The sequence below is a fragment of the Streptomyces sp. 3214.6 genome (assembly GCF_900129855.1).
In the GTDB taxonomy this organism is placed as follows: Bacteria; Actinomycetota; Actinomycetes; order Streptomycetales; family Streptomycetaceae; genus Streptomyces; species Streptomyces soliscabiei.
This window is the reverse complement of record NZ_LT670819.1, coordinates 8224397-8246227: the sequence shown is the minus strand read 5'-3', so window position 1 is coordinate 8246227 and position 21831 is coordinate 8224397. Positions and strand designations below refer to the sequence as shown.

The window sequence follows — 21831 nt, the reverse complement described above, 5'->3', positions numbered from 1 at the left end:
CCTCTCAGGACACCGCCACCCCTCCGACTCACCCCACACCGCGAGCCGCTTCACTCTGTGTAACTGATTCGTCTCGCCGAGAGTTCCCGGTCCGGCCGTCCTCGTCAGGTATTCGCCGCACCAGTGGCAGCGGATCCGCCGGCTCCAGCTCCGGGTCGTCGGTCCGGAACGTCCGCACCCGGCCCGGCTCCGACTCGGGCGTCTCGAAGCGCACCGTGACCCGGCCCAGCCCACTGCCCTGCACCCACCCGTGGCCGAGTTCGGCATGCCGCACGTCGTGTCCCGGCCGCCACTGGTGCTCGACCGGCACCGGCTCCTCGCCGACGGGCTCGTCCGCGAGTTCCTCCTCGGGCCCTTCCGCCCGCTCCTCCGCCGCCTGTGCGAACAGGTCCTCCTGCGTGAAGTCCGCCAGCCCGCTGACGCCCACACCGAGCAGCCGCACCCCGCCCGTCGTGTCCACGGACTCCAGCAACCGGGCCGCCGCCTCCCGGATCACCGCCGGCTCGTCCGTGGGACCGCGCAGGGTCTCGGACCGGGTGAGCGTGGAGAAGTCGTACCGCCGCACCTTCAGCACGATGGTCCGCCCCGACAGACCCGCCCCCCGCAGCCGCCGCACACACCGGTCCGCCAGCCGCTGCACCTCCAGCTCGACCCGGACCCGATCGTGGATGTCCACGTCGTACGTGTCCTCGACCGACACCGACTTGGTCTCCCGCTCGGCCACCACGGGCCGGTCGTCATGCGCCAGCGCCATGGCGTACAGGGCATGCCCATGGGCCTTGCCCAGAAGCCGAACCAACTCGTCCTCACCGGCCTCGGCGATCTCGTCGACCGTGGTGATCCCGGCCCGCCTGAGATGGTCGCCGGTCGCCGGGCCGACCCCCGGCAGGGTCCGCACCGACATGGGCCCGAGCAGCGCCCGCTCGGTGCCCGGCTCGATCAGCACGAGACCGTCGGGTTTCGCCTGCTCCGAGGCGATCTTCGCGAGCATCTTGCAGGAGGCCAGACCCACCGAACCCGTGAGCCCGGTGACCGCCCGGATGTCCGCGCGCAGCCTGATGCCCGCCAGTCGCGCCGACTCGCTGTCCCAGGCCGCTTCCCCGGCCTCCAGGTCCACGAAGGCCTCGTCCAGACTCAACGGCTCCACCAGCGGCGACAGCGCCCCGAGCAGCTCCATGACCTGGTCGCTGATCGACCGGTAGAACGCGAAGCGCGGAGCGAGATAGGCGGCGTTGGGAGCCAGCCTGCGCGCCTGGGCCATGGGCATCGCCGAGTGCACCCCGAAGACCCGCGCCTCGTACGAGGCGGTCGCGACCACTCCGCGGGGCCCCAGACCGCCCACGACCACGGCTTTCCCGCGCAGACTCGGCTTGGACGCCTGCTCCGCCTGCGCGAAGAAGGCATCCATGTCGAGGTGCAGGATCGTGGGCGCGTTTCTCACATGTCCGATGCTGCACCACACCACTGACAATGAGGTCGTACAGCCGCCCCTCACGTCGCGCGACGAGCCTCAGACCGCCCGGTTGCGCCTACGTGCCAGCTCGTCCGCCGGGTTGTGCCCGACGAGCGTCTCACCGGTGTCGACCCGCTCACCGTGCAACTGCGACAGTGCGCTCTCGACGTCCCGCCACACCACGCCCACCGCGATCCCGAAGATCCCCTGACCGCCCTGGAGCAGCGCGTGCACCTCGTCCGGAGAGGTGCATTCGTAGACCGTGGCGCCGTCGCTCATCAGCGTCATGCGCTCCAGGTCGCTGAACCCGCGCTCCCGCAGATGCTGGACGGCGGTGCGGATGTTCTGCAGCGACACCCCGGTGTCGAGGAAACGCTTGACGATCTTCAGGACGACAACGTCCCGGAAGCTGTACAGCCGCTGCGTACCCGACCCGTGGGCGGGCCGCACACTCGGCTCGACGAGCCCGGTGCGGGCCCAGTAGTCCAGTTGCCGATAGGTGATGCCCGCGGCCGCACAGGCCGTCGGGCCGCGATAGCCGATCTGCTCGGACGCCATGGATGTCGCCCCTCCGCTGCTCGGCACGGCCGCCGGTCGATGAGGGGCGTGATCGGCCGCGCTGCCGTGCGGGGGATACCCCCTGCCCGAGCGCAGCTGAGAGCTTGGGGGAGGGTACGGACCGCTCCCCCCGACACCGAGTCCGGGGGCACCCCCAGCCGTACCGTCGCCGCTGCTTCTCACGCCGACCTCCGTCCTTGACCTGCCTTCTCGACGGTAGGCAGTCACCAGGGGTGCGTCAACGATCGCCACACTCGGCACGCCGAGTGATAATCACCCTAGGAGTGGTTTCCCGTACCCCACCGCGGGGAAAGGCTAGCCGAATGCGCCGAGAACGAGCCGTAGGACGCTCTCACTCGCCGCCGGCATTTGCCGTGAACAGGACGGGCGCCCCGTACGGGACGCCCGTGTCACGCCTGTGTGCCGACTACTGGTTGCTGGTGCCGAAGTCCTCGGGCGAGATCTGGTCGAGGAACTCGCGGAACTTCTCCACCTCGTCCTCCTGCTCGTCCGGGATGGCGATCCCCGCGTCGTCGAGCACCGTGTCACTGCCATAGATCGGCGTCCCCGTACGCAGCGCCAGCGCTATGGCGTCGGACGGCCGCGCGCTCACCTCGACCCCGCTGGCGAAGACCAGCTCCGCATAGAAGACGCCCTCGCGCAGATCCGTGATGCGCACCTCGGTGAGCTCCTGGCCGACGGCCTCCAGCACGTCCTTGAACAGGTCGTGGGTCAGCGGTCGCGCGGGGGCCATGCCCTGCTGGGCGAAGGCGATGGCCGTCGCCTCCCCCGGTCCGATCCAGATGGGAAGGTAACGGTCGCCTCCCACTTCGCGCAGCAGCACGATCGGTTGGTTGGAGGGCATCTCGACCCGGACACCTACGACATCGAGCTCGTTCACACAGCAACCCTAGGCCGTGCCCGGGACGTTTGGGTAGTCGGGCCGGGAACGGGTGACCGATCCCCCCTGGGCGAAACCGCCCGCTCAGGGCAGCCGCACCCCGAGCGCGGTCTGCACCAGCGCAGCATGCAGCCGCACCGTGAGCCCCGCGAGTTCCTTCGTACGGGCCTCCGCATGGGCCCTGGTCTGCGGATTGCGGTGACGCCTGAGCGGAGCCACCACCTGGTCCACGAGCCCGGCCTCACGATCGGCCGCAGCCTTCATCACACGCAGATGCCGAGGCTCGATCCCGAACCTGCCCAGCTCCGCCACGAGCGCGGCCACCGTGGCCGCCTCGGCGTCGTAGACCCCGTCCTCCAAGGGCACGACGAGCCCGTACGACTCCCACTCCGCGAGCTCCGGCTCACCGATTCCGGCAGCCGCCAGCAGCTCGGACCGGCCGATCCGGGCGACGGTGGGACCCTCCGAGGGCTCCAGCACCGCCTCGCCGTCCCGCTGCCGGCCGACGGACGGCAACGGCACGGCCTCACCGCGCTCCATGGCGTCCAGATGCTCACGGATGACCTTGAGCGGCAGATAGTGATCCCGCTGCATCCTCAGTACGTGACCGAGGCGCTCGAGGTCCTCCGCGCTGAACTTGCGGTACCCCGACGGGGTCCGCTGCGGCTCGACGAGCCCTTCCGACTCCAGGAAACGGATCTTGGAGATGGTGACCTCGGGAAACTCGTCACGCAGCGCGTTCAACACGGTGCCGATGCTCATCGGACCACCGTCCGCGGCGGCGGCGCCGTGGCCGGCACCGCCCCTCGGTGTTCGAAGCATGGACCTTCCCTGGGGTCCCCCCGGACGGTGTCCGGGGGAAGGTCAGTAGCCCCGCTGGCTCGCGTAGAAGACCAGCCGGTACTTGCCGATCTGCACCTCGTCACCGTTCGACAGAGCGACCTCGTCGATCCGCTCCCGGTTGACATACGTGCCGTTCAGACTGCCGACGTCCGCAACCCGGAACGTGCCGTCCGGGTTGCGCCGGAACTCCACATGGCGACGAGAGACCGTCACGTCGTCGAGGAAGATGTCGCTCTGCGGGTGACGGCCGGCCGTCGTCAGGTCGCCGTCCAGCAGGAAGCGGCTGCCCGAGTTCGGACCGCGGCGCACGACCAGCAACGCGGAACCCAGCGGCAGCGCGTCGACCGCGGCCTGTGCCTCGGGAGACAGCGCGGGCAACTGCGTCTGACCGGTGGCCTCGGCGTCGTAGGCCTCAAGACCGGAAATGGAGATGGTGGAGGTCGTCTCCGACGCGCGCTCGGGCGTCAGCCCGGGACGCAACGGAGCGCCGCAATTGGAGCAGAAGCGGCTGTTCTCCGCGTTGCGGTTACCGCACCTCGTACACACCAGGGCCGACATAGGGGAAAACCCTCCACCCGCACTTGAGGTTGACGGTTGGCCGAAACCTATGCCGCCGGACTGCGCAGGGTCAACAGACGCCGCACCCTGACCTCCGGAAATGTCGCCGCCCGGACCACCCACCTGGTCCCTGAACAGCGGCCGCTGACCCTCTGCGTCAGGCTGTGCGCGATGACGAGCGGTCGCGTTGTCGCTGCCCTCTCGCGCGCTCTTGCCGAACAACTTCGCAAACAACTTCACGGGCGATTCCCCTTGACCGAAACAGACCCGCCCGTGGGGCAGGACGAACCCTGACTGAATACACCGGCCGACCCGGACACCTTCACAACGTCCATGTCCACCAGACAGTTTCCACCACGCACCACCCGATCAGTGCGTCGACCCCCCGCAACCTCATGCCCCTGCCGGACGGCCCCCATGCACCACCGGTTCACTGGACCGACGACCGAGCGTAGTCAGGCTGCTTCGCTGCTCGCAAGGCGTCCACGACGATCTTGTCCGACCGCTCGACGGTCACGGTGGCCTGCTCCTTCTCAAGAGTCTGCACCACGCCTCCAGGGATGTTCAGCGCCGGCTCGAGGTCCTGCGGGTTGCCGATGACCTTGAAACGAAAGGGCGCGTTGATCTTGTTCCCGTCGACGCTCACGCTCTTGCCGGAATCCGTCAGGTACGTGCCGGCGACGACCCGTACACCGTTCACCTGGATCGCCTCGGCCCCGGCCGCGCGCAGCTCCTGGATCGCGTCGAGCAACATGTCGGCCTTGACCGTCCCCTTCGTGTCCTCGATGGTCATCGTGATGCCGGGCCCCTGCGCAGCCACCGTGCCCGCCAGAATGCCGAGTTGCCTCTCCTTCTCGACCGTCTGCTTCCGGGCCTCCTCGGCCTGGTCGGAGCTGTTCTCCAGCTCCTGCTGCTGCTTCTCGAGTCCCTGCTTCTCGTCCTCAAGACGCTGACTGCGGTCGTCGAGTTCATCGAGGATGCGTACAAGATCTTCCTGCCGCGCACCGCGCAGAGCGTTGCCGCTGTCGCTGTTGGAGGCGACCTGGACCGCAAGGCCGAAACCGAGGCCGAACAGCAGCAGCGCCACGATGAGTTGGGCCCGCGACACCCGCGGCGGCCACAGCCCCTGAACCAGCCGCTGCCGGCCGGTCAGCACGGGCTCGGCCGGCTTCTCGGCCGCACCGTCCTCGGACGACGTCACGGGCACCTCGTCGGGCAACTCCTTGCGCAGCCTGTTCCCGGGCGCCTCATCCTGCTCGCTCATTGGCCTCACGCCCGGAAGACGTGCCGACGGATCGCCGCGGCATTGGAGAAGATCCGGATGCCGAGGACGACCACGACACCCGTGGACAGCTGCGACCCCACACCCAACTCGTCACCCAGGAACACGATCAGGGCGGCCACGACCACGTTCGACAGGAACGACACCACGAACACCTTGTCGTCGAAGATGCCGTCGAGCATGGCGCGCAGCCCGCCGAACACGGCGTCCAGCGCCGCCACCACGGCGATCGGCAGATACGGCACGACGGCTGCCGGAACCTCTGGCTGGACCAACAGGCCGGCCACGACTCCCACGACGAGGCCCAGTACGGCGATCACGATGCGTCCTTCTCAGTTCTCGGCTGTGCTGTACGTACGATCACACTTGGTGCGGCGGGCAGCCGGATGTCGTTCGCCACAGAGATGGCCGTCCGGATGCCGTAGTTCTCCTGCAGGGCGTTGAGATACAGCCCGTCGGCGCTGTTCTGGAACCGGGTACTGAGATTTTTCCCGTCCCCCACAGCGAGCACCGTGTACGGCGGCACCAGCGGCTTGTTGTCGACCAGTATCGCCTCCCCCGCGGCCCTGATCGCCGACAGCGCCGTCAGCCGCTGTCCGTTGATGGAGACGGCCTCGGCGCCCGACGCCCACAGCCCGTTCACCACACGCTGCATGTCACGGTCCCGGACCCGCCCGGTGTCGGAGAAACCGGAGGTCTCGCGCGGGTCACCGTCACCGCCCGTGGTGGCCTCCTTGGCGTCGTCCACGACCAGCCTGACGCCCGGACCGTGCACCTCGACGGCGCCCGACAGGATGCCCACCAAGTCCGCCCGGTCACTGCCCCCGCTCTGCTTGAGCGCCTTCTGCTGCCGGGCGCTCACGTCGTCGCGCAGCTTGTCGACGGTGCTCTCGAGCTTGTCGGCAGCCTTGGTCTCGCGGTCGATGCGATCGATCAGTTCGTCGCGCTCCTTGGCGACGACCGGAGCCGCGACCCGCGCCTGCGCCGCCCCGACGGTGACCACGAGGGCCGCGAGCACCAGCCCCGCGGCGAGACCGAGCTTCGCCCGCACCGTCTTGGGCAGGCCGCCCGCGCCTTCGGCCCGCTTACGGGCGGCGGCCTCGGCATACCCGTCGTCGAGGCTGTGGTCCATGACGTTGGTGAGCAGCGACATGGACGCGTCCGGACGCGACGCGCGCGCGGGTGTGCTCCGAACGGGGGGCTGCTGCGGCATGCCGCACATCGTCGCACGTCGCGCCCGGTACCTCCGAATGGCCCCACCGGCGTGCCGGACCAGCCCCTTGGGGGCACGTGTCCGGCACGCGCGTGTGCGCGTGGTTCAGCGTCCGGCGCTGTCCACGACCGACGACCACTCGTCGAGCAGGGCCTGCGCAGACGCGTCGTCCGGACCCTCCGCCCACAGATGGGTGACGGCCTCGGCCGGGTCGGGCAGCACCATCACCCAACGCCCGTCCGTCTCCACCACCCGTACACCATCGGTGGTGTCCACGAAGCGATCTCCGGCCGCTTCGACAACCCGCCGCATCACCAGACCCTTGACGGCCCACGGGGTCGCCAGATCCCGCTTCAGGACGTGCGCCCGCGGGATCCGCGCATCGATCTGGCTGAGGGTGAGCTGTGTCCGCGCCACCAGCCCGATCAGCCGCACGAAAGCCGCCGTACCGTCGAAGACGCTGCTGAACTCCGGGACGATGAAGCCGCCCTTGCCGTCTCCGCCGAAGATGGTCGTCTCGTCCTGCCCGACCCGCGTGAGGTCGTCGGGCGACGTCGTCGTCCACTCGACCTGCGTCCCGTGATACGCCGCCACCTGCTCGGCGATCCTCGTGGTGGTGACCGGCAGGGCCACCCGCCCGCTGCGCCGCTCGGCGGCCACCAGGTCGAGCAGCACGAGGAGCGCACGGTCGTCCTCGATGATGCGGCCCTTCTCGTCAACGAGGGAGAGCCGCTCACCCACCGGGTCGAACCGCACGCCGAACGCGGCCCGCGACGAGGCCACGATCTCCCCGAGCCGCACGAGCCCGGAGCGCCGCTGGTCGCCCGTCTCCGTCGGTCTGGCCTCGTTCAGGCCGGGGTTGATGGTCAGCGAGTCCACCCCGAGCTTCCCCAGCAGGCTCGGCAGCACCAGCCCGGCGCTGCCGTTCGAGGCGTCCACGACGACCTTGAGCCCGGATTCGGTGATCCCGGTCGTGTCCACGTTCCGTAGCAGCGACCCGGTGTACGAGTCGAAGACGCTGGCCGGGAAGTACAGGTCCCCGATCTCCCCGGGGAACGCCCGCCGGTACTCCTGCCGCGCGAACACCCGGTCCAGCTTCCGCTGACTGCCCTGCGACAGGTCGGCGCCCTGCCCGTCGAAGAACATGATGTCCACGGAGTCCGGAACCCCGGGCGAGGTCCGGATCATGATCCCGCCGGCACTCCCCCGCGCGGTCTGCTGCCGCGCCACGGGCAGCGGTACGTTCTCCAGGTCGCGTACGTCGATGGCGCTGGCCTGGAGCGCGGAGATGACCGCCCGCTTCAGCGCACGGGCGCCACGGGAGTGGTCCCGGGCCGTGGTGACCGTCGATCCCTTCTTGAGGGTCGTGGCGTAGGCCCCGGCGAGACGCACGGCCAGCTCGGGCGTGATCTCGACGTTCAGGATTCCGGAAACCCCGCGGGCGCCGAAGAGGTGCGCCTGCCCCCGCGACTCCCAGATCACCGATGTGTTGACGAACGCACCGGCTTCGATGGTCTTGAAGGGATAGACCCGCACATTGCCCTGCACGATCGATTCTTCACCGATCAGGCATTCGTCGCCGATGACGGCGCCGTCCTCGATCCGGGCCGCCCGCATGATGTCGGTGTTTTTCCCGACGACACAGCCTCGCAGATTACTGTGCTGCCCGACGTACACGTTGTCGTGCACGACGGCCTTGTGCAGGAACGCCCCGCTCTTCACGACGACGTTGGATCCGACGACCGTGTGCTCGCGGATTTCGGCGCCGGCTTCGACCTTCGCGTAGTCCCCGATGTACAGGGGCCCCCGGAGTACGGCGTCGGGGTGTACTTCGGCGCCCTCGGCCACCCACACGCCGGGCGAGATCTCGAACCCGTCGAGCTCGACGTCCACCTTGCCCTCAAGCACGTCGGCCTGGGCCTTCACGTAGCTCTCGTGTGTGCCGACGTCCTCCCAGTAGCCCTCGGCGATAAAGCCGTAGACCGGCTTGCCTTCCTTCATCAGCTGCGGGAAGACATCACCGGACCAGTCGACGGGAACATCGGCCTCGACGTAGTCGAAGACTTCGGGCTCCATGACGTAGATACCCGTGTTCACGGTGTCCGAGAAGACCTGGCCCCATGTCGGTTTCTCCAGGAAACGCTCGACCTTGCCTTCTTCGTCGACAATGGTGATGCCGAATTCCAGCGGATTGGGCACACGCGTCAGACAGACGGTGACGAGCGCACCCTTTTCCTTGTGGAAGTTGATCAGCTCGGTGAGGTCGAAGTCCGTGAGGGCATCGCCGGAGATGACGAGGAAGGCGTCGTCCTTCAACGCCTCCTCTGCGTTCTTGACGCTTCCGGCGGTACCGAGTGGCTTCTCCTCGTTGGCATAGCTGAGCTCCATTCCGAGCTCCTCGCCGTCACCGAAGTAGTTCTTGACCAGAGACGCCAGGAACTGGACTGTTACGACGGTCTCGTTGAGCCCATGCCTTTTGAGCAGCCTCAGAACGTGCTCCATGATCGGCCGGTTGGCCACCGGCAGGAGCGGCTTGGGCATGCTTGAGGTCATAGGGCGAAGGCGTGTGCCTTCGCCTCCGGCCATCACGACGGCCTTCATGTCGGAAGCGTCCTCCTAAAAGAGACGACGGTCTAGCCGACTTCACCCGTCCAGATTGTCCCGCACTTTCCCGCCGCGGGCCATCGAGCCACTGCTGCTGCCGATCGGCGAGGTCAGTCGGCCAGGGCGTCCGCACGAACGAGGCGGCGGACCTGAACCACGTAGAGGACTCCTGCCCACCAGTAGAGCGTTGTACCCCATCCGGCGAACGCCCATCCGAAAATAGCAGCGAGTGACGCCAGCCATCCACTTCCGTCACTGAGCAGAAGCAGCGGGAAGGCGTACATGAGGTTGAAGGTGGCCGCCTTCCCCAGGAAGTTCACCTGCGGCGGGGGATACCCGTGACGTCTGAGGATGCCCACCATCACCAGCAGAACCAGCTCGCGCGCAAGAAGTACAGCTGTCAACCAGAGAGGAAGAATGTCCCGCCAGGTGAGACCGACCAAAGTCGAGAGAATGTAGAGCCGGTCCGCAGCGGGGTCGAGGAGCCGGCCGAGGCTGCTGATCTGGTTCCAGCGCCGCGCGAGCTTGCCGTCCAGATAGTCACTGACCCCACTGAAAGCCAGCACGAGAAGGGCCCAGCCGTCGCTCTGCGGGCCTCCGAACTCAGGTCGGAGGATCAGCCACAGGAACACGGGCACGCCGACGAGACGCGCCATGCTGAGGATGTTCGGGATGGTGAGCACCCGGTTTGTCTGGACACGGGTCTCCTGGACCTCCACCCGGGGGCCTCCAGTAGAAAATGAGCCAACGATGCCCCCTGACCATACCCCAACGCAAAAAAGCTCTGGCTCTTGGGCTGTATGCCCAAGAGCCAGAGCTCTAAAAGGAGTTCGGCGGTGTCCTACTCTCCCACAGGGTCCCCCCTGCAGTACCATCGGCGCTGTAAGGCTTAGCTTCCGGGTTCGAAATGTAACCGGGCGTTTCCCTCACGCTATGACCACCGAAACACTATGAAACTGTTTCAGCCGCACCACACCCGTGACCATGGGCATGGGGCCGTTCGTGGTTTCAGAACCAACACAGTGGACGCGAGCAACTGAGGACAAGCCCTCGGCCTATTAGTACCAGTCAGCTTCACCCATTACTGGGCTTCCACATCCGGCCTATCAACCCAGTCGTCTACTGGGAGCCTTACCCTCTCAAGGAGGTGGGAACACTCATCTCGAAGCAGGCTTCCCGCTTAGATGCTTTCAGCGGTTATCCCTCCCGAACGTAGCCAACCAGCCATGCCCTTGGCAGAACAACTGGCACACCAGAGGTTCGTCCGTCCCGGTCCTCTCGTACTAGGGACAGCCCTTCTCAATGTTCCTGCGCGCGCAGCGGATAGGGACCGAACTGTCTCACGACGTTCTAAACCCAGCTCGCGTACCGCTTTAATGGGCGAACAGCCCAACCCTTGGGACCGACTCCAGCCCCAGGATGCGACGAGCCGACATCGAGGTGCCAAACCATCCCGTCGATATGGACTCTTGGGGAAGATCAGCCTGTTATCCCCGGGGTACCTTTTATCCGTTGAGCGACGGCGCTTCCACAAGCCACCGCCGGATCACTAGTCCCGACTTTCGTCCCTGCTCGACCCGTCGGTCTCACAGTCAAGCTCCCTTGTGCACTTACACTCAACACCTGATTGCCAACCAGGCTGAGGGAACCTTTGGGCGCCTCCGTTACTCTTTAGGAGGCAACCGCCCCAGTTAAACTACCCATCAGACACTGTCCCTGATCCGGATCACGGACCCAGGTTAGACATCCAGCACGACCAGAGTGGTATTTCAACGACGACTCCACCTGAACTGGCGTCCAAGCTTCACAGTCTCCCACCTATCCTACACAAGCCGAACCGAACACCAATATCAAACTGTAGTAAAGGTCCCGGGGTCTTTCCGTCCTGCTGCGCGAAACGAGCATCTTTACTCGTAGTGCAATTTCACCGGGCCTATGGTTGAGACAGTCGAGAAGTCGTTACGCCATTCGTGCAGGTCGGAACTTACCCGACAAGGAATTTCGCTACCTTAGGATGGTTATAGTTACCACCGCCGTTTACTGGCGCTTAAGTTCTCAGCTTCGCCACACCGAAATGTGACTAACCGGTCCCCTTAACGTTCCAGCACCGGGCAGGCGTCAGTCCGTATACATCGCCTTACGGCTTCGCACGGACCTGTGTTTTTAGTAAACAGTCGCTTCTCGCTGGTCTCTGCGGCCACCCCCAGCTCGAGCAGCAAGTGCTCTCACCAAGCGTGGCCCCCCTTCTCCCGAAGTTACGGGGGCATTTTGCCGAGTTCCTTAACCATAGTTCACCCGAACGCCTCGGTATTCTCTACCTGACCACCTGAGTCGGTTTAGGGTACGGGCCGCCATGAAACTCGCTAGAGGCTTTTCTCGACAGCATAGGATCATCCACTTCGCCACAATCGGCTCGGCATCAGGTCTCAGACTATATGAACGGCGGATTTGCCTACCATTCGCCCTACACCCTTACCCCGGGACAACCACCGCCCGGGATGGACTACCTTCCTGCGTCACCCCATCACTCACCTACTACAAGTCTGGTCCGTCGGCTCCACCACTTTCCATTCCCCGAAGGGTCCGGAACGGCTTCACGGACTTAGCATCGCCTGATTCAATGTTTGACGCTTCACAGCGGGTACCGGAATATCAACCGGTTATCCATCGACTACGCCTGTCGGCCTCGCCTTAGGTCCCGACTTACCCTGGGCAGATCAGCTTGACCCAGGAACCCTTAGTCAATCGGCGCACACGTTTCTCACGTGTGAATCGCTACTCATGCCTGCATTCTCACTCGTGAACCGTCCACAACTACCTTCCGGTGCTGCTTCACCCGGCACACGACGCTCCCCTACCCATCCACACAGGCGTTGGCCCTATTATGTGAATGACACGACTTCGGCGGTACGCTTGAGCCCCGCTACATTGTCGGCGCGGAATCACTAGACCAGTGAGCTATTACGCACTCTTTCAAGGGTGGCTGCTTCTAAGCCAACCTCCTGGTTGTCTCTGCGACTCCACATCCTTTCCCACTTAGCGTACGCTTAGGGGCCTTAGTCGATGCTCTGGGCTGTTTCCCTCTCGACCATGGAGCTTATCCCCCACAGTCTCACTGCCGCGCTCTCACTTACCGGCATTCGGAGTTTGGCTAAGGTCAGTAACCCGGTAGGGCCCATCGCCTATCCAGTGCTCTACCTCCGGCAAGAAACACACGACGCTGCACCTAAATGCATTTCGGGGAGAACCAGCTATCACGGAGTTTGATTGGCCTTTCACCCCTAACCACAGGTCATCCCCCAGGTTTTCAACCCTGGTGGGTTCGGTCCTCCACGAAGTCTTACCTCCGCTTCAACCTGCCCATGGCTAGATCACTCCGCTTCGGGTCTTGAGCGTGCTACTGAAACGCCCTGTTCGGACTCGCTTTCGCTGCGGCTACCCCACCCGGGTTAACCTCGCAACACACCGCAAACTCGCAGGCTCATTCTTCAAAAGGCACGCAGTCACGAGGCAAGCACAAGTGCTTGCCCGACGCTCCCACGGCTTGTAGGCACACGGTTTCAGGTACTATTTCACTCCGCTCCCGCGGTACTTTTCACCATTCCCTCACGGTACTATCCGCTATCGGTCACCAGGGAATATTTAGGCTTAGCGGGTGGTCCCGCCAGATTCACACGGGATTTCTCGGGCCCCGTGCTACTTGGGTGTCTCTCAAACGAGCCGCTGACGTTTCGACTACGGGGGTCTTACCCTCTACGCCGGACCTTTCGCATGTCCTTCGCCTACATCAACGGTTTCTGACTCGTCCCACGGCCGGCAGACCGTGGAAGAGAGATCCCACAACCCCCACGACGCAACCCCTGCCGGGTCTCACACGTCGTAGGTTTGGCCTCATCCGGTTTCGCTCGCCACTACTCCCGGAATCACGGTTGTTTTCTCTTCCTGCGGGTACTGAGATGTTTCACTTCCCCGCGTTCCCTCCACATACCCTATGTGTTCAGGTATGGGTGACAGCCCATGACGACTGCCGGGTTTCCCCATTCGGAAACCCCCGGATCAAAGCCTGGTTGACGACTCCCCGGGGACTATCGTGGCCTCCCACGTCCTTCATCGGTTCCTGGTGCCAAGGCATCCACCGTGCGCCCTTAAAAACTTGGCCACAGATGCTCGCGTCCACTGTGCAGTTCTCAAACAACGACCAGCCACCCATCACCCCCAACCAACAGGCTGGAGTTCACTGGGGCCGGCAACTGAGGGGTTCATTCCCTCAGACACCCAACAGCGTGCCCGGCACCCCCGCCACTCGTGATCAGCTTTCCACGCTCCGAAGAGCAGTACTTACAGCCCGAGATGACTGAGAATGCCGAATAATCAACGTTCCACCCATGAGCAACCAGCATCGGACGTACGCCGATGTACTGGCCTCTGGACAACCTTGCGGCTGCCTAGAAGTGCTCCTTAGAAAGGAGGTGATCCAGCCGCACCTTCCGGTACGGCTACCTTGTTACGACTTCGTCCCAATCGCCAGTCCCACCTTCGACAGCTCCCTCCCACAAGGGGTTGGGCCACCGGCTTCGGGTGTTACCGACTTTCGTGACGTGACGGGCGGTGTGTACAAGGCCCGGGAACGTATTCACCGCAGCAATGCTGATCTGCGATTACTAGCAACTCCGACTTCATGGGGTCGAGTTGCAGACCCCAATCCGAACTGAGACCGGCTTTTTGAGATTCGCTCCACCTCACGGTTTCGCAGCTCTTTGTACCGGCCATTGTAGCACGTGTGCAGCCCAAGACATAAGGGGCATGATGACTTGACGTCGTCCCCACCTTCCTCCGAGTTGACCCCGGCAGTCTCCTGTGAGTCCCCATCACCCCGAAGGGCATGCTGGCAACACAGAACAAGGGTTGCGCTCGTTGCGGGACTTAACCCAACATCTCACGACACGAGCTGACGACAGCCATGCACCACCTGTACACCGACCACAAGGGGGCGACCATCTCTGGCCGTTTCCGGTGTATGTCAAGCCTTGGTAAGGTTCTTCGCGTTGCGTCGAATTAAGCCACATGCTCCGCTGCTTGTGCGGGCCCCCGTCAATTCCTTTGAGTTTTAGCCTTGCGGCCGTACTCCCCAGGCGGGGAACTTAATGCGTTAGCTGCGGCACCGACGACGTGGAATGTCGCCAACACCTAGTTCCCACCGTTTACGGCGTGGACTACCAGGGTATCTAATCCTGTTCGCTCCCCACGCTTTCGCTCCTCAGCGTCAGTAATGGCCCAGAGATCCGCCTTCGCCACCGGTGTTCCTCCTGATATCTGCGCATTTCACCGCTACACCAGGAATTCCGATCTCCCCTACCACACTCTAGTCTGCCCGTATCGAATGCAGACCCGGGGTTAAGCCCCGGGCTTTCACATCCGACGCGACAGACCGCCTACGAGCTCTTTACGCCCAATAATTCCGGACAACGCTTGCGCCCTACGTATTACCGCGGCTGCTGGCACGTAGTTAGCCGGCGCTTCTTCTGCAGGTACCGTCACTTTCGCTTCTTCCCTGCTGAAAGAGGTTTACAACCCGAAGGCCGTCATCCCTCACGCGGCGTCGCTGCATCAGGCTTTCGCCCATTGTGCAATATTCCCCACTGCTGCCTCCCGTAGGAGTCTGGGCCGTGTCTCAGTCCCAGTGTGGCCGGTCGCCCTCTCAGGCCGGCTACCCGTCGTCGCCTTGGTGAGCCATTACCTCACCAACAAGCTGATAGGCCGCGGGCTCATCCTTCACCGCCGGAGCTTTCAACCCCCACCCATGCGAGTGGAAGTGATATCCGGTATTAGACCCCGTTTCCAGGGCTTGTCCCAGAGTGAAGGGCAGATTGCCCACGTGTTACTCACCCGTTCGCCACTAATCCCCACCGAAGTGGTTCATCGTTCGACTTGCATGTGTTAAGCACGCCGCCAGCGTTCGTCCTGAGCCAGGATCAAACTCTCCGTGAATGTTTACCGGTAATCCGGTGCACACACACGAGAGCGGAACAGCCAGGCGGAATAAGCCCGGCCGTTCACAGCGTCCTCGCTGTGTTTTTTCAAAGGAACCTCATCCTCGGCTATCACTGCCGGGGACGGGGTATCAACATATCTGGCGTTGATTTTTGGCACGCTGTTGAGTTCTCAAGGAACGGACGCTTCCTTTGTACTCACCCGAGAGACTCTCTCAGGCTTTCCTCCGGGCGCTTCCCTTCGGTCTTGCGTTTCCGACTCTATCAGGGTTTTTCCGGCCTCTTGACCACCGTCCTGCAGGCATGCAGAAGATGATCCAGAGATAGGATCTGACAAGTTGGGTGCTGCTCAGCAAGCGCGCTTGATCGCGTCGCTCACCCTCAAGCAGGAGTACGACTGTACACGGGGCCGCGGAGGCGCTGCAAATCGACTACGCTAGTGGTCTAGACCACGGATCGTGAGCTCTCGTGCGGAACCGGTACTTCATATGACATACCCTTCTGCACAGTGCGCGGTCCTGGACAGGCAGTAACGGCCCATACATCTCCACCCCTGGGAGGCTTCCCATGACCACCGTGACGTCCCCTCTTGCAGGACGCGCCATCGGACTGGCCGGCGTACCGGATCCGGTCTTCTCCGGAGCCATGGTTGGCCCGGGCACGGCGATCGACCCGGTGCGCGAGCCTTCCGAGGCCGTCGCACCCGTGGACGGCGTCATCGTCTCCCTCCACCCACATGCCTTCGTCGTGGTCGACGCCGCAGGACGCGGGGTGCTCACGCATCTCGGGATCGACACCGTGCAGCTCAATGGCGAGGGCTTTGAGGTGCTCGTGAACAAGGGCGACACGGTCACGCGCGGGCAGAGCATCGTGCGGTGGAACCCTGTCGCCGTGGAACAGGCCGGCAAGTCCCCGGTCTGCCCGATCGTCGCCCTGGAGGCCTCAGCCGAGTCGCTCGGCGACCTCCGTGAAGACGGCGATGTGAAAGCCGGCGACGCTCTCTTTTCCTGGCAGTAGTGCCGACGCCGTCAATGCGGCGGCACAGAGGACAATCACCGCGGCGGCGGGACCCGCCGCACTATCGGAGACGGGTGAGATGGAGACAACGCTGCGAGGCGTCGGCGTGAGTCACGGTGTGGCGATCGGCGAGGTTCGGCACATGGGAACGGCGGTGCTCGAACCGCCTGCCAAGCAGATCCCTGCGGAGGAGGCGGAGCGCGAACAGGGGCGCGCCCGCAAGGCCGTCGAAGCTGTGGCGGCCGATCTGATGGCGCGCGGCAACCTGGCGGGGGGCGAAGCCCAGGCAGTGCTCGAAGCTCAGGCCATGATGGCTCAGGACCCCGAGCTGATGGTCGACGTGGACCGGCGGATCACCGTCGGCAGCACGGCCGAGCGTGCCGTCTACGACGCTTTCGCCGCCTATCGCGAGTTGCTGGCAGGAGCCGGTGAGTACCTCGCCGGGCGTGTGGCCGACCTCGACGATGTGCGGAATCGTATCGTCGCCCGTCTGCTGGGTGTCCCGATGCCGGGTGTCCCGGACAGTGACGAGCCGTACGTACTCGTCGCCCGGGACCTGGCGCCCGCCGACACCGCCCTGCTGGACCCGACGCTGGTACTCGGTTTCGTGACCGAGGAGGGCGGGCCGACGAGTCATAGTGCGATCCTCGCCCGCGCCCTCGGCGTGCCGGCCGTCGTGGCCCTGCCGGGTGCCGGTGAGCTCGCCGAAGGAACGGTGATCGCCGTCGACGGCAGCACCGGCGACATCTTCGTGAACCCGAGCGACGCGAAGAAGGCTGAGCTCCAGGCTGCGGCGGCCGAGCGCAAGGCGGCGCTGGCCGCCTCGACAGGGCCGGGTGCCACCGCCGACGGTCACAAGGTGCCGCTGCTGGCGAACGTCGGCGGGCCGGCCGATGTGGCGGCTGCCGTCGAGGCCGGTGCGGAAGGTGTCGGGCTCTTCCGTACCGAATTCCTCTTCCTCGACGACAGCAAGAACGCGCCGTCCGAGGAGAAGCAGGTCGAGGCCTACCGGCAGGTGCTCGAGGCGTTCCCCGAGGGGCGAGTCGTCGTACGTGTGCTGGATGCGGGGGCGGACAAGCCGCTGGACTTCCTGACGCCGGCCGACGAGCCCAACCCGGCGCTGGGCGTGCGGGGGCTCCGGACGCTGCTGGATCATCCCGACGTCCTGCGGACTCAGCTGACGGCGCTGGCGAAGGCTGCCGAAGGGCTTCCGGTCTACCTCGAGGTGATGGCGCCGATGGTGGCGGACCGCACCGACGCGAAGGCGTTCGCCGACGCGTGCCGTGCGGCGGGACTGCGGGCGAAGTTCGGTGCGATGGTGGAGATTCCGTCGGCCGCTCTGCGGGCTCGTTCGATCCTGCAGGAGGTGGAGTTCCTGTCGCTGGGTACGAACGATCTCGCGCAGTACACCTTCGCCGCCGACCGGCAGGTGGGTGCGGTGTCCCGGCTGCAGGACCCATGGCAGCCCGCTCTGCTCGACCTCGTAGCCCTGTCGGCCGAGGCGGCCTCGGCCGAGGGCAAGAGCTGCGGTGTGTGCGGCGAGGCGGCGGCCGATCCACTGCTGGCGTGCGTGCTGACGGGTCTGGGGGTCACCTCTCTTTCCATGGGCTCGGCATCGATTCCCTATGTGCGGGCCTCGCTGGCGAAGTACACGCTGGCGCAGTGCGAGCGTGCCGCTGCTGCGGCACGTGCGGCGGACACCGCCGAGGAGGCGCGTGGCGCGGCGCAGGCCGTGTTGTCCGGCGAGTAGTCGGATCCGGTCGGCGATCGGCCGGTGAGCAGGGGCGCTCCGCCGTCGGGTGGAGCGCCCCTGCTGTGCGTGGGCGTCCCTTCCGGTCAGTGTTGGTGGCCCGGTGGCGGTCCCTCCGGTTCGAGGTCCGGTGGGAAGCAGTAGTCCACTCCTGACTCGGGTGAGATGAGGTCGCCGGATTCGGCGTCGGTGCAATAGGCGTCGAAGACCTCGCCAGCGGTCAGGGGTTCGAGGCCGTCGCCGCGCAGCCGCCACCCGTAGATCCGGTCGGAGGCGCCGTCAGCGGTGGTGCGCATGACCAGGCCGCCAGGGCTCTGGGTGGCGAGGCCGAGGGCGAGGACGGTGGTGAACTCGAGCGCTTCGGCCTCGTCGAGTTGTGGGGCGGCGTTGGCCTCGTCATCCGAGTGGAGGACTGCAACCAGTGTTTCGGGGGTGCCTGTAACGCTGCAGACGAGGTGTCGGTTGCCGGGTGGTGCGGTTTCGAGGATGCGGGTGACGAGGTTCGATGCGCGGGTGAAGGCTGCGCGGCCGATGTCTTCACCGCAGGTGGCGCAGGCGCCGAGGCGGGCCAGGAGAGTGGCCGCGTACTCCCAGGTCGCCTGCCGGACGGCCTCGTCGACGAGGGCCGGCACGAGGTCGGCGAGGGGTTGGCCCTCGTAAGGGATGGTAGGGCCCGTGGTCGCCAGTTCGGCCGTGAAACGGGTGCGGTTGGCGGGGATGTCGGGGTCGAGACCCTTTGCGGCGCAGTATGCGGCGTACTCCTGGGGGTCGAAGAGGGCCACGGTGGTGTGGGTGCCTTGGAGGGCGCGTGTCCTCAGGAGGTCTTCGACCTGTTGGAGGTAGGTGGTGTGATCGTCGAACGTGAAGGTTCGGTAGTCCCGCATGGCGAGAAAGTCATGCTCGTCGGTGAGCAGGCCGATGGTGCCCGCGATTTCACGGCGCAGGACGCGTCGCATGGTCTGGCGGTCGGTGTGTGCCATGTTTCCCCCTGTGTGCACAGTCGATCAATGCTCACTCACAGTAATCGACGGCACTGACAACGGGCCTTGCTTGAGTCGGTCGCGGACCAGGTGGTGTTGAAACATGCAGGTCACGGCGATTCCGCCGCCGAAGGTGAGCCAGCCGAGAGGGCCGACGGCGATCGCGGTGGTGACGGCGAGTGGTCCGAGGCTGCGCTGGGCGGACTGGGCCAGGCCGTGGACGCCGAGGTAGGCGCCCTGGGCGGTGTCGGGGGCCAGGGCGACGGAGAGTTCCCACGAGATCGTGGCGTGCAGCATCTCGGCGAGGGTGAAGAACACGGCCGCCGCGGTGAGGAGCAGGGGGGCGGTGAGAGGTCCGCCGGTCGTCGCTGCCGTCATCGCGACGCCGCCCAGGGCGAAGGCCGCCGAGAGCGGGATCAGGAGGGCGCGGGCTGCGGTCGTGGTCGCGCCGAACCGGGCCAGCGGGACCTGAAGTGCCACGACCAGGACGTTGTTCAGCACGAGCAGGAGGGGTGCGAGGCCGTGCGGTGCAGTGGTCGCGTGGCCGATCCACAGGGGTAGGCCGACTTTGAATACCGCGTCGTCGAGGAAGAGGACGGTGTCGGTGGCCACGTAGGCGAGGTAGGTGCGGTCGCGCCATGGGCTGACCGGTCTGACGGTGGGCCTGGAGTCCTTGGCCGTGATCACGGTGCGGGTTCGGGAGGACGGTTCACCGCAGCGGAGGGTGAGCAGGGCGGAGGCGGCGAAGGACAGGGCGTCGCCGACGAGGAGCCACTGGTATGCGGCGGTGTCGCCGACGGCGAGGGCCGCCGCTGCGGCCAGGCCGCCGAGCGCCCAGCCCACGTTCGCGACGGTGCGGTGGATCGCCTGGTACCGAACGCGATCCGGGCCGGCGGCGCGGGTGGCGTAGAGCTTGGTGAGGACGTTGGCGGCTCTGTCACCCAGGCTGCCGAGGGCGCAGCAGGTGACCAGGAGGGCGTATCGGTCCGTGGTGAGGAGGGCGAAGGAGGCCAGGGCCCGCAGCAGTTGGACCGCGATGAGTACGCGGGTGAGCGGGAAGCGGTCCGCAAGTCGGCCGCCGAGCGGCGCGCCTGCTATCCCGACGGCTCCGGCGACGGCGACGAGGGTGCCGACCTCGCCAAGGGAGAGGCCGCAGACGTAGGTGAAGTACAGGACGCTGACCGATGCCCACAGACCGCTTCCGATGCGGTCGACGAGGGCGACGGTCAGCATCGCGCGTCCGTCACGGCCTCCGGGTATCCGACTTGGCCAGGTGACTGCGCGACGGATCGGATGCATGTGGCTCCCCCTTGCCGTTATGTATTGATACATAATTGGCAATGTGGCAACACAATATGGGATCAGCGGTACGACGGCCAAGGGGATTGCCGGGTCCGTCGAACGGGGCGTGGCCGAGGGCGTGTTGCGGCCAGGGGCCGCGCTGCCCCCGGTGCGACGGCTCGCGGACGAACTCGGGGTGAGTGCGGGTACGGTCGCGACGGCCTACAAGGAGTTGCGAGGGCGGGGCATCGTGGTCACGCGCGGGCGGGGCGGCACTGTCGTGGCCCCGGTCCCCGCCGTGGCGTCCCGCAGGCCGCCCAGGGTTCCGAGCGGGCTGCGGGACCTGGCCGGCGGCCATCCCGATCCCGCGCTGCTGCCCGCTCTGGTGCCGCCTTCACGCCTGTCTCCCGGCGCCCGTTCCCATCGTTCGACGCCGAGGTTGGAACGGTTGGAGGAGGCCGTACGCGCATGGTTGCGCCCCGACGGCGTACCGGTGGATCACGTGACGTTCGCGCACGGGGCGCTGGATCTGATCGGACGGCTGCTGTCGGTGGAGCTGCGGCCCGGTGACGCGGTCGCCATGGAGGATCCCGGCTATCACCATCTGCTGGACCTGGTCACCGCGCTGGGCCTGCGCATCGTGCCGGTGGCCGTCGACGACGAGGGTGTGCGGCCCGAGGCGCTTCGAGCGGCCCTGGGGGCGGGGGCACGCGCGCTGGTGTGCAGTCCGCGCGCGCAGAACCCTTATGGGGGCTGTTTTTCCGAGACGCGCAGGGACGCGCTCGTCGGCGTGCTGCGGGACGGGCCGGATCTGCTGGTCGTCGAGAACGACCATGCCTCCGTGATCGCGAACGCGCCCTTGTGGACCCTCGCCTCAGGAGGGCTGCTGCGCTGGGTGCATGTGCGGACGGTGAGCAAGTTCCTGGGCACGGATCTGCGGTGGGCCGCCGCGGCCTGCGACGCGACCACGCTGGCTCGCCACGACGGTCGGCTGCTGCTGACGTCGGGCTGGGTCAGTCATCTCCTGCAGGAGACGGTGTACGGGTTGCTGACCGACGACGACACGCGCGCGTTGGTGCAGCGTGCGCGGCAGACGTACGCGCTGCGCAGGGATGTGCTGCTCCGGGAACTCGTAGCCCGGGGCATCGACGGCCACGGTGTGAGTGGGATGAACCTGTGGGTGCCGGTGCGGGACGAGTCGGCCGTGGTGAACGGGCTGCGGTCGCACGGTTGGTGGGTCGCGGCGGGAGCCCGGTTCCGGTCGGCGTCCGGTCCCGGGGTGCGGATCTCCGTCGCCGAGCTGGAGCCGGCCGACGCGGTGCGGTTGGCCTCGGACTTCGCTTCCGTGCTCGGCGAGTCCGAGGCCACCTACGGCGGCTGAGGCGTCGTCTCTCGCGAGGT

General features: G+C 65.9%; 15 protein-coding genes and 3 rRNA genes. 3 read left to right on the top strand and 15 right to left on the bottom strand.

Translation table 11 applies throughout. From position 1 onward, the window contains the following. Positions 1-28 precede the first annotated feature (28 nt). From B5557_RS37260 to B5557_RS37200, 13 genes are all read right to left on the bottom strand, one after another. Positions 29-1441 carry a DNA polymerase IV gene (locus B5557_RS37260; protein ID WP_173877779.1) on the bottom strand — a complete coding sequence of 471 codons (1413 nt, stop codon included), beginning with the start codon at positions 1439-1441 and terminating at the stop codon, positions 29-31. 69 nt (positions 1442-1510) lie between these two features. Then, positions 1511-2194: a MerR family transcriptional regulator gene (locus tag B5557_RS37255; RefSeq protein WP_173877778.1), complete on the bottom strand. Its 684-nt coding sequence runs from the start codon at positions 2192-2194 to the stop codon at positions 1511-1513. Between the two features lie 244 nt (positions 2195-2438). Further along, entirely contained in the window at positions 2439-2912 is a 474-nt protein-coding gene (locus tag B5557_RS37250; protein WP_004934251.1) for a bifunctional nuclease family protein, read from the bottom strand. A gap of 84 nt (positions 2913-2996) precedes the next feature. Next, on the bottom strand, positions 2997-3734 hold the full coding sequence (gene ftsR, locus B5557_RS37245; protein WP_079663614.1) for a transcriptional regulator FtsR: 738 nt from the start codon (positions 3732-3734) through the stop codon (positions 2997-2999). A 42-nt stretch (positions 3735-3776) separates the two neighbouring features. Beyond that, a complete protein-coding gene (locus tag B5557_RS37240) occupies positions 3777-4661 on the bottom strand; it encodes an FHA domain-containing protein (protein ID WP_079663613.1) in 885 nt (294 codons plus the stop codon). 82 nt (positions 4662-4743) lie between these two features. Continuing rightward, a complete protein-coding gene (locus B5557_RS37235) occupies positions 4744-5577 on the bottom strand; it encodes a DUF881 domain-containing protein (protein WP_079663612.1) in 834 nt (277 codons plus the stop codon). Between the two features lie 5 nt (positions 5578-5582). Then, a complete protein-coding gene (locus tag B5557_RS37230; RefSeq protein WP_020133151.1) occupies positions 5583-5915 on the bottom strand; it encodes a small basic family protein in 333 nt (110 codons plus the stop codon). Next, complete coding sequence (locus tag B5557_RS37225) at positions 5912-6748, bottom strand: DUF881 domain-containing protein (protein WP_079663611.1); 837 nt, start codon at positions 6746-6748, stop codon at positions 5912-5914. The genes B5557_RS37230 and B5557_RS37225 overlap by 4 nt, the downstream gene beginning before the upstream one ends. Positions 6749-6913: 165 nt before the next feature. Beyond that, positions 6914-9409 (bottom strand): mannose-1-phosphate guanyltransferase, encoded by a 2496-nt coding sequence (locus B5557_RS37220; RefSeq protein WP_079663610.1) that lies wholly within the window; start codon positions 9407-9409, stop codon positions 6914-6916. A 113-nt stretch (positions 9410-9522) separates the two neighbouring features. Continuing rightward, positions 9523-10131, bottom strand: a complete 609-nt coding sequence (locus B5557_RS37215) for a CDP-alcohol phosphatidyltransferase family protein (RefSeq protein ID WP_079663609.1) — start codon at positions 10129-10131, stop codon at positions 9523-9525. 109 nt (positions 10132-10240) lie between these two features. After that, a 5S ribosomal RNA gene (gene rrf, locus B5557_RS37210) occupies positions 10241-10357 on the bottom strand. A gap of 93 nt (positions 10358-10450) precedes the next feature. Next, positions 10451-13571: ribosomal RNA gene (locus B5557_RS37205) — 23S ribosomal RNA — on the bottom strand. Between the two features lie 303 nt (positions 13572-13874). After that, positions 13875-15400: ribosomal RNA gene (locus tag B5557_RS37200) — 16S ribosomal RNA — on the bottom strand. The 16S, 23S and 5S rRNA genes sit together here, the layout of an rRNA operon. 569 nt (positions 15401-15969) lie before the next feature. On the opposite strand from B5557_RS37200, the gene B5557_RS37190 reads away from it, so the two are divergent. Together B5557_RS37190 and ptsP are read left to right on the top strand one after the other, a co-directional pair. Next, positions 15970-16419, top strand: a complete 450-nt coding sequence (locus B5557_RS37190) for a PTS sugar transporter subunit IIA (RefSeq protein ID WP_079663608.1) — start codon at positions 15970-15972, stop codon at positions 16417-16419. Between the two features lie 79 nt (positions 16420-16498). Continuing rightward, positions 16499-18169 carry a phosphoenolpyruvate--protein phosphotransferase gene (gene ptsP, locus B5557_RS37185; protein WP_079663607.1) on the top strand — a complete coding sequence of 557 codons (1671 nt, stop codon included), beginning with the start codon at positions 16499-16501 and terminating at the stop codon, positions 18167-18169. 86 nt (positions 18170-18255) lie between these two features. Here the strand turns inward: ptsP and B5557_RS37180 are convergent, their stop codons facing one another. Continuing rightward, a complete protein-coding gene (locus B5557_RS37180) occupies positions 18256-19149 on the bottom strand; it encodes a hypothetical protein (RefSeq protein ID WP_079663606.1) in 894 nt (297 codons plus the stop codon). Between the two features lie 24 nt (positions 19150-19173). Next, entirely contained in the window at positions 19174-20382 is a 1209-nt protein-coding gene (locus B5557_RS37175) for an MFS transporter (protein WP_079663605.1), read from the bottom strand. Between the two features lie 109 nt (positions 20383-20491). Here B5557_RS37175 and B5557_RS37170 point away from each other — a divergent pair, with 109 nt between their 5' ends. Continuing rightward, entirely contained in the window at positions 20492-21811 is a 1320-nt protein-coding gene (locus B5557_RS37170; RefSeq protein WP_079663604.1) for an aminotransferase class I/II-fold pyridoxal phosphate-dependent enzyme, read from the top strand. Positions 21812-21831 lie beyond the last annotated feature (20 nt).

What these genes read in the sequence shown, in the direction of transcription:
- B5557_RS37175 (WP_079663605.1), bottom strand. Translation starts at nt 20,382, where the DNA reads ATGCTGACCGTCGCCCTCGTCGACCGCATCGGAAGCGGTCTGTGGGCA.
- B5557_RS37220 (WP_079663610.1), bottom strand. Translation starts at nt 9,409, where the DNA reads ATGAAGGCCGTCGTGATGGCCGGAGGCGAAGGCACACGCCTTCGCCCT.
- ptsP (WP_079663607.1), top strand. Translation starts at nt 16,499, where the DNA reads ATGGAGACAACGCTGCGAGGCGTCGGCGTGAGTCACGGTGTGGCGATC.
- B5557_RS37235 (WP_079663612.1), bottom strand. Translation starts at nt 5,577, where the DNA reads ATGAGCGAGCAGGATGAGGCGCCCGGGAACAGGCTGCGCAAGGAGTTG.
- B5557_RS37180 (WP_079663606.1), bottom strand. Translation starts at nt 19,149, where the DNA reads ATGGCACACACCGACCGCCAGACCATGCGACGCGTCCTGCGCCGTGAA.
- ftsR (WP_079663614.1), bottom strand. Translation starts at nt 3,734, where the DNA reads ATGCTTCGAACACCGAGGGGCGGTGCCGGCCACGGCGCCGCCGCCGCG.
- B5557_RS37190 (WP_079663608.1), top strand. Translation starts at nt 15,970, where the DNA reads ATGACCACCGTGACGTCCCCTCTTGCAGGACGCGCCATCGGACTGGCC.
- B5557_RS37225 (WP_079663611.1), bottom strand. Translation starts at nt 6,748, where the DNA reads ATGTCGCTGCTCACCAACGTCATGGACCACAGCCTCGACGACGGGTAT.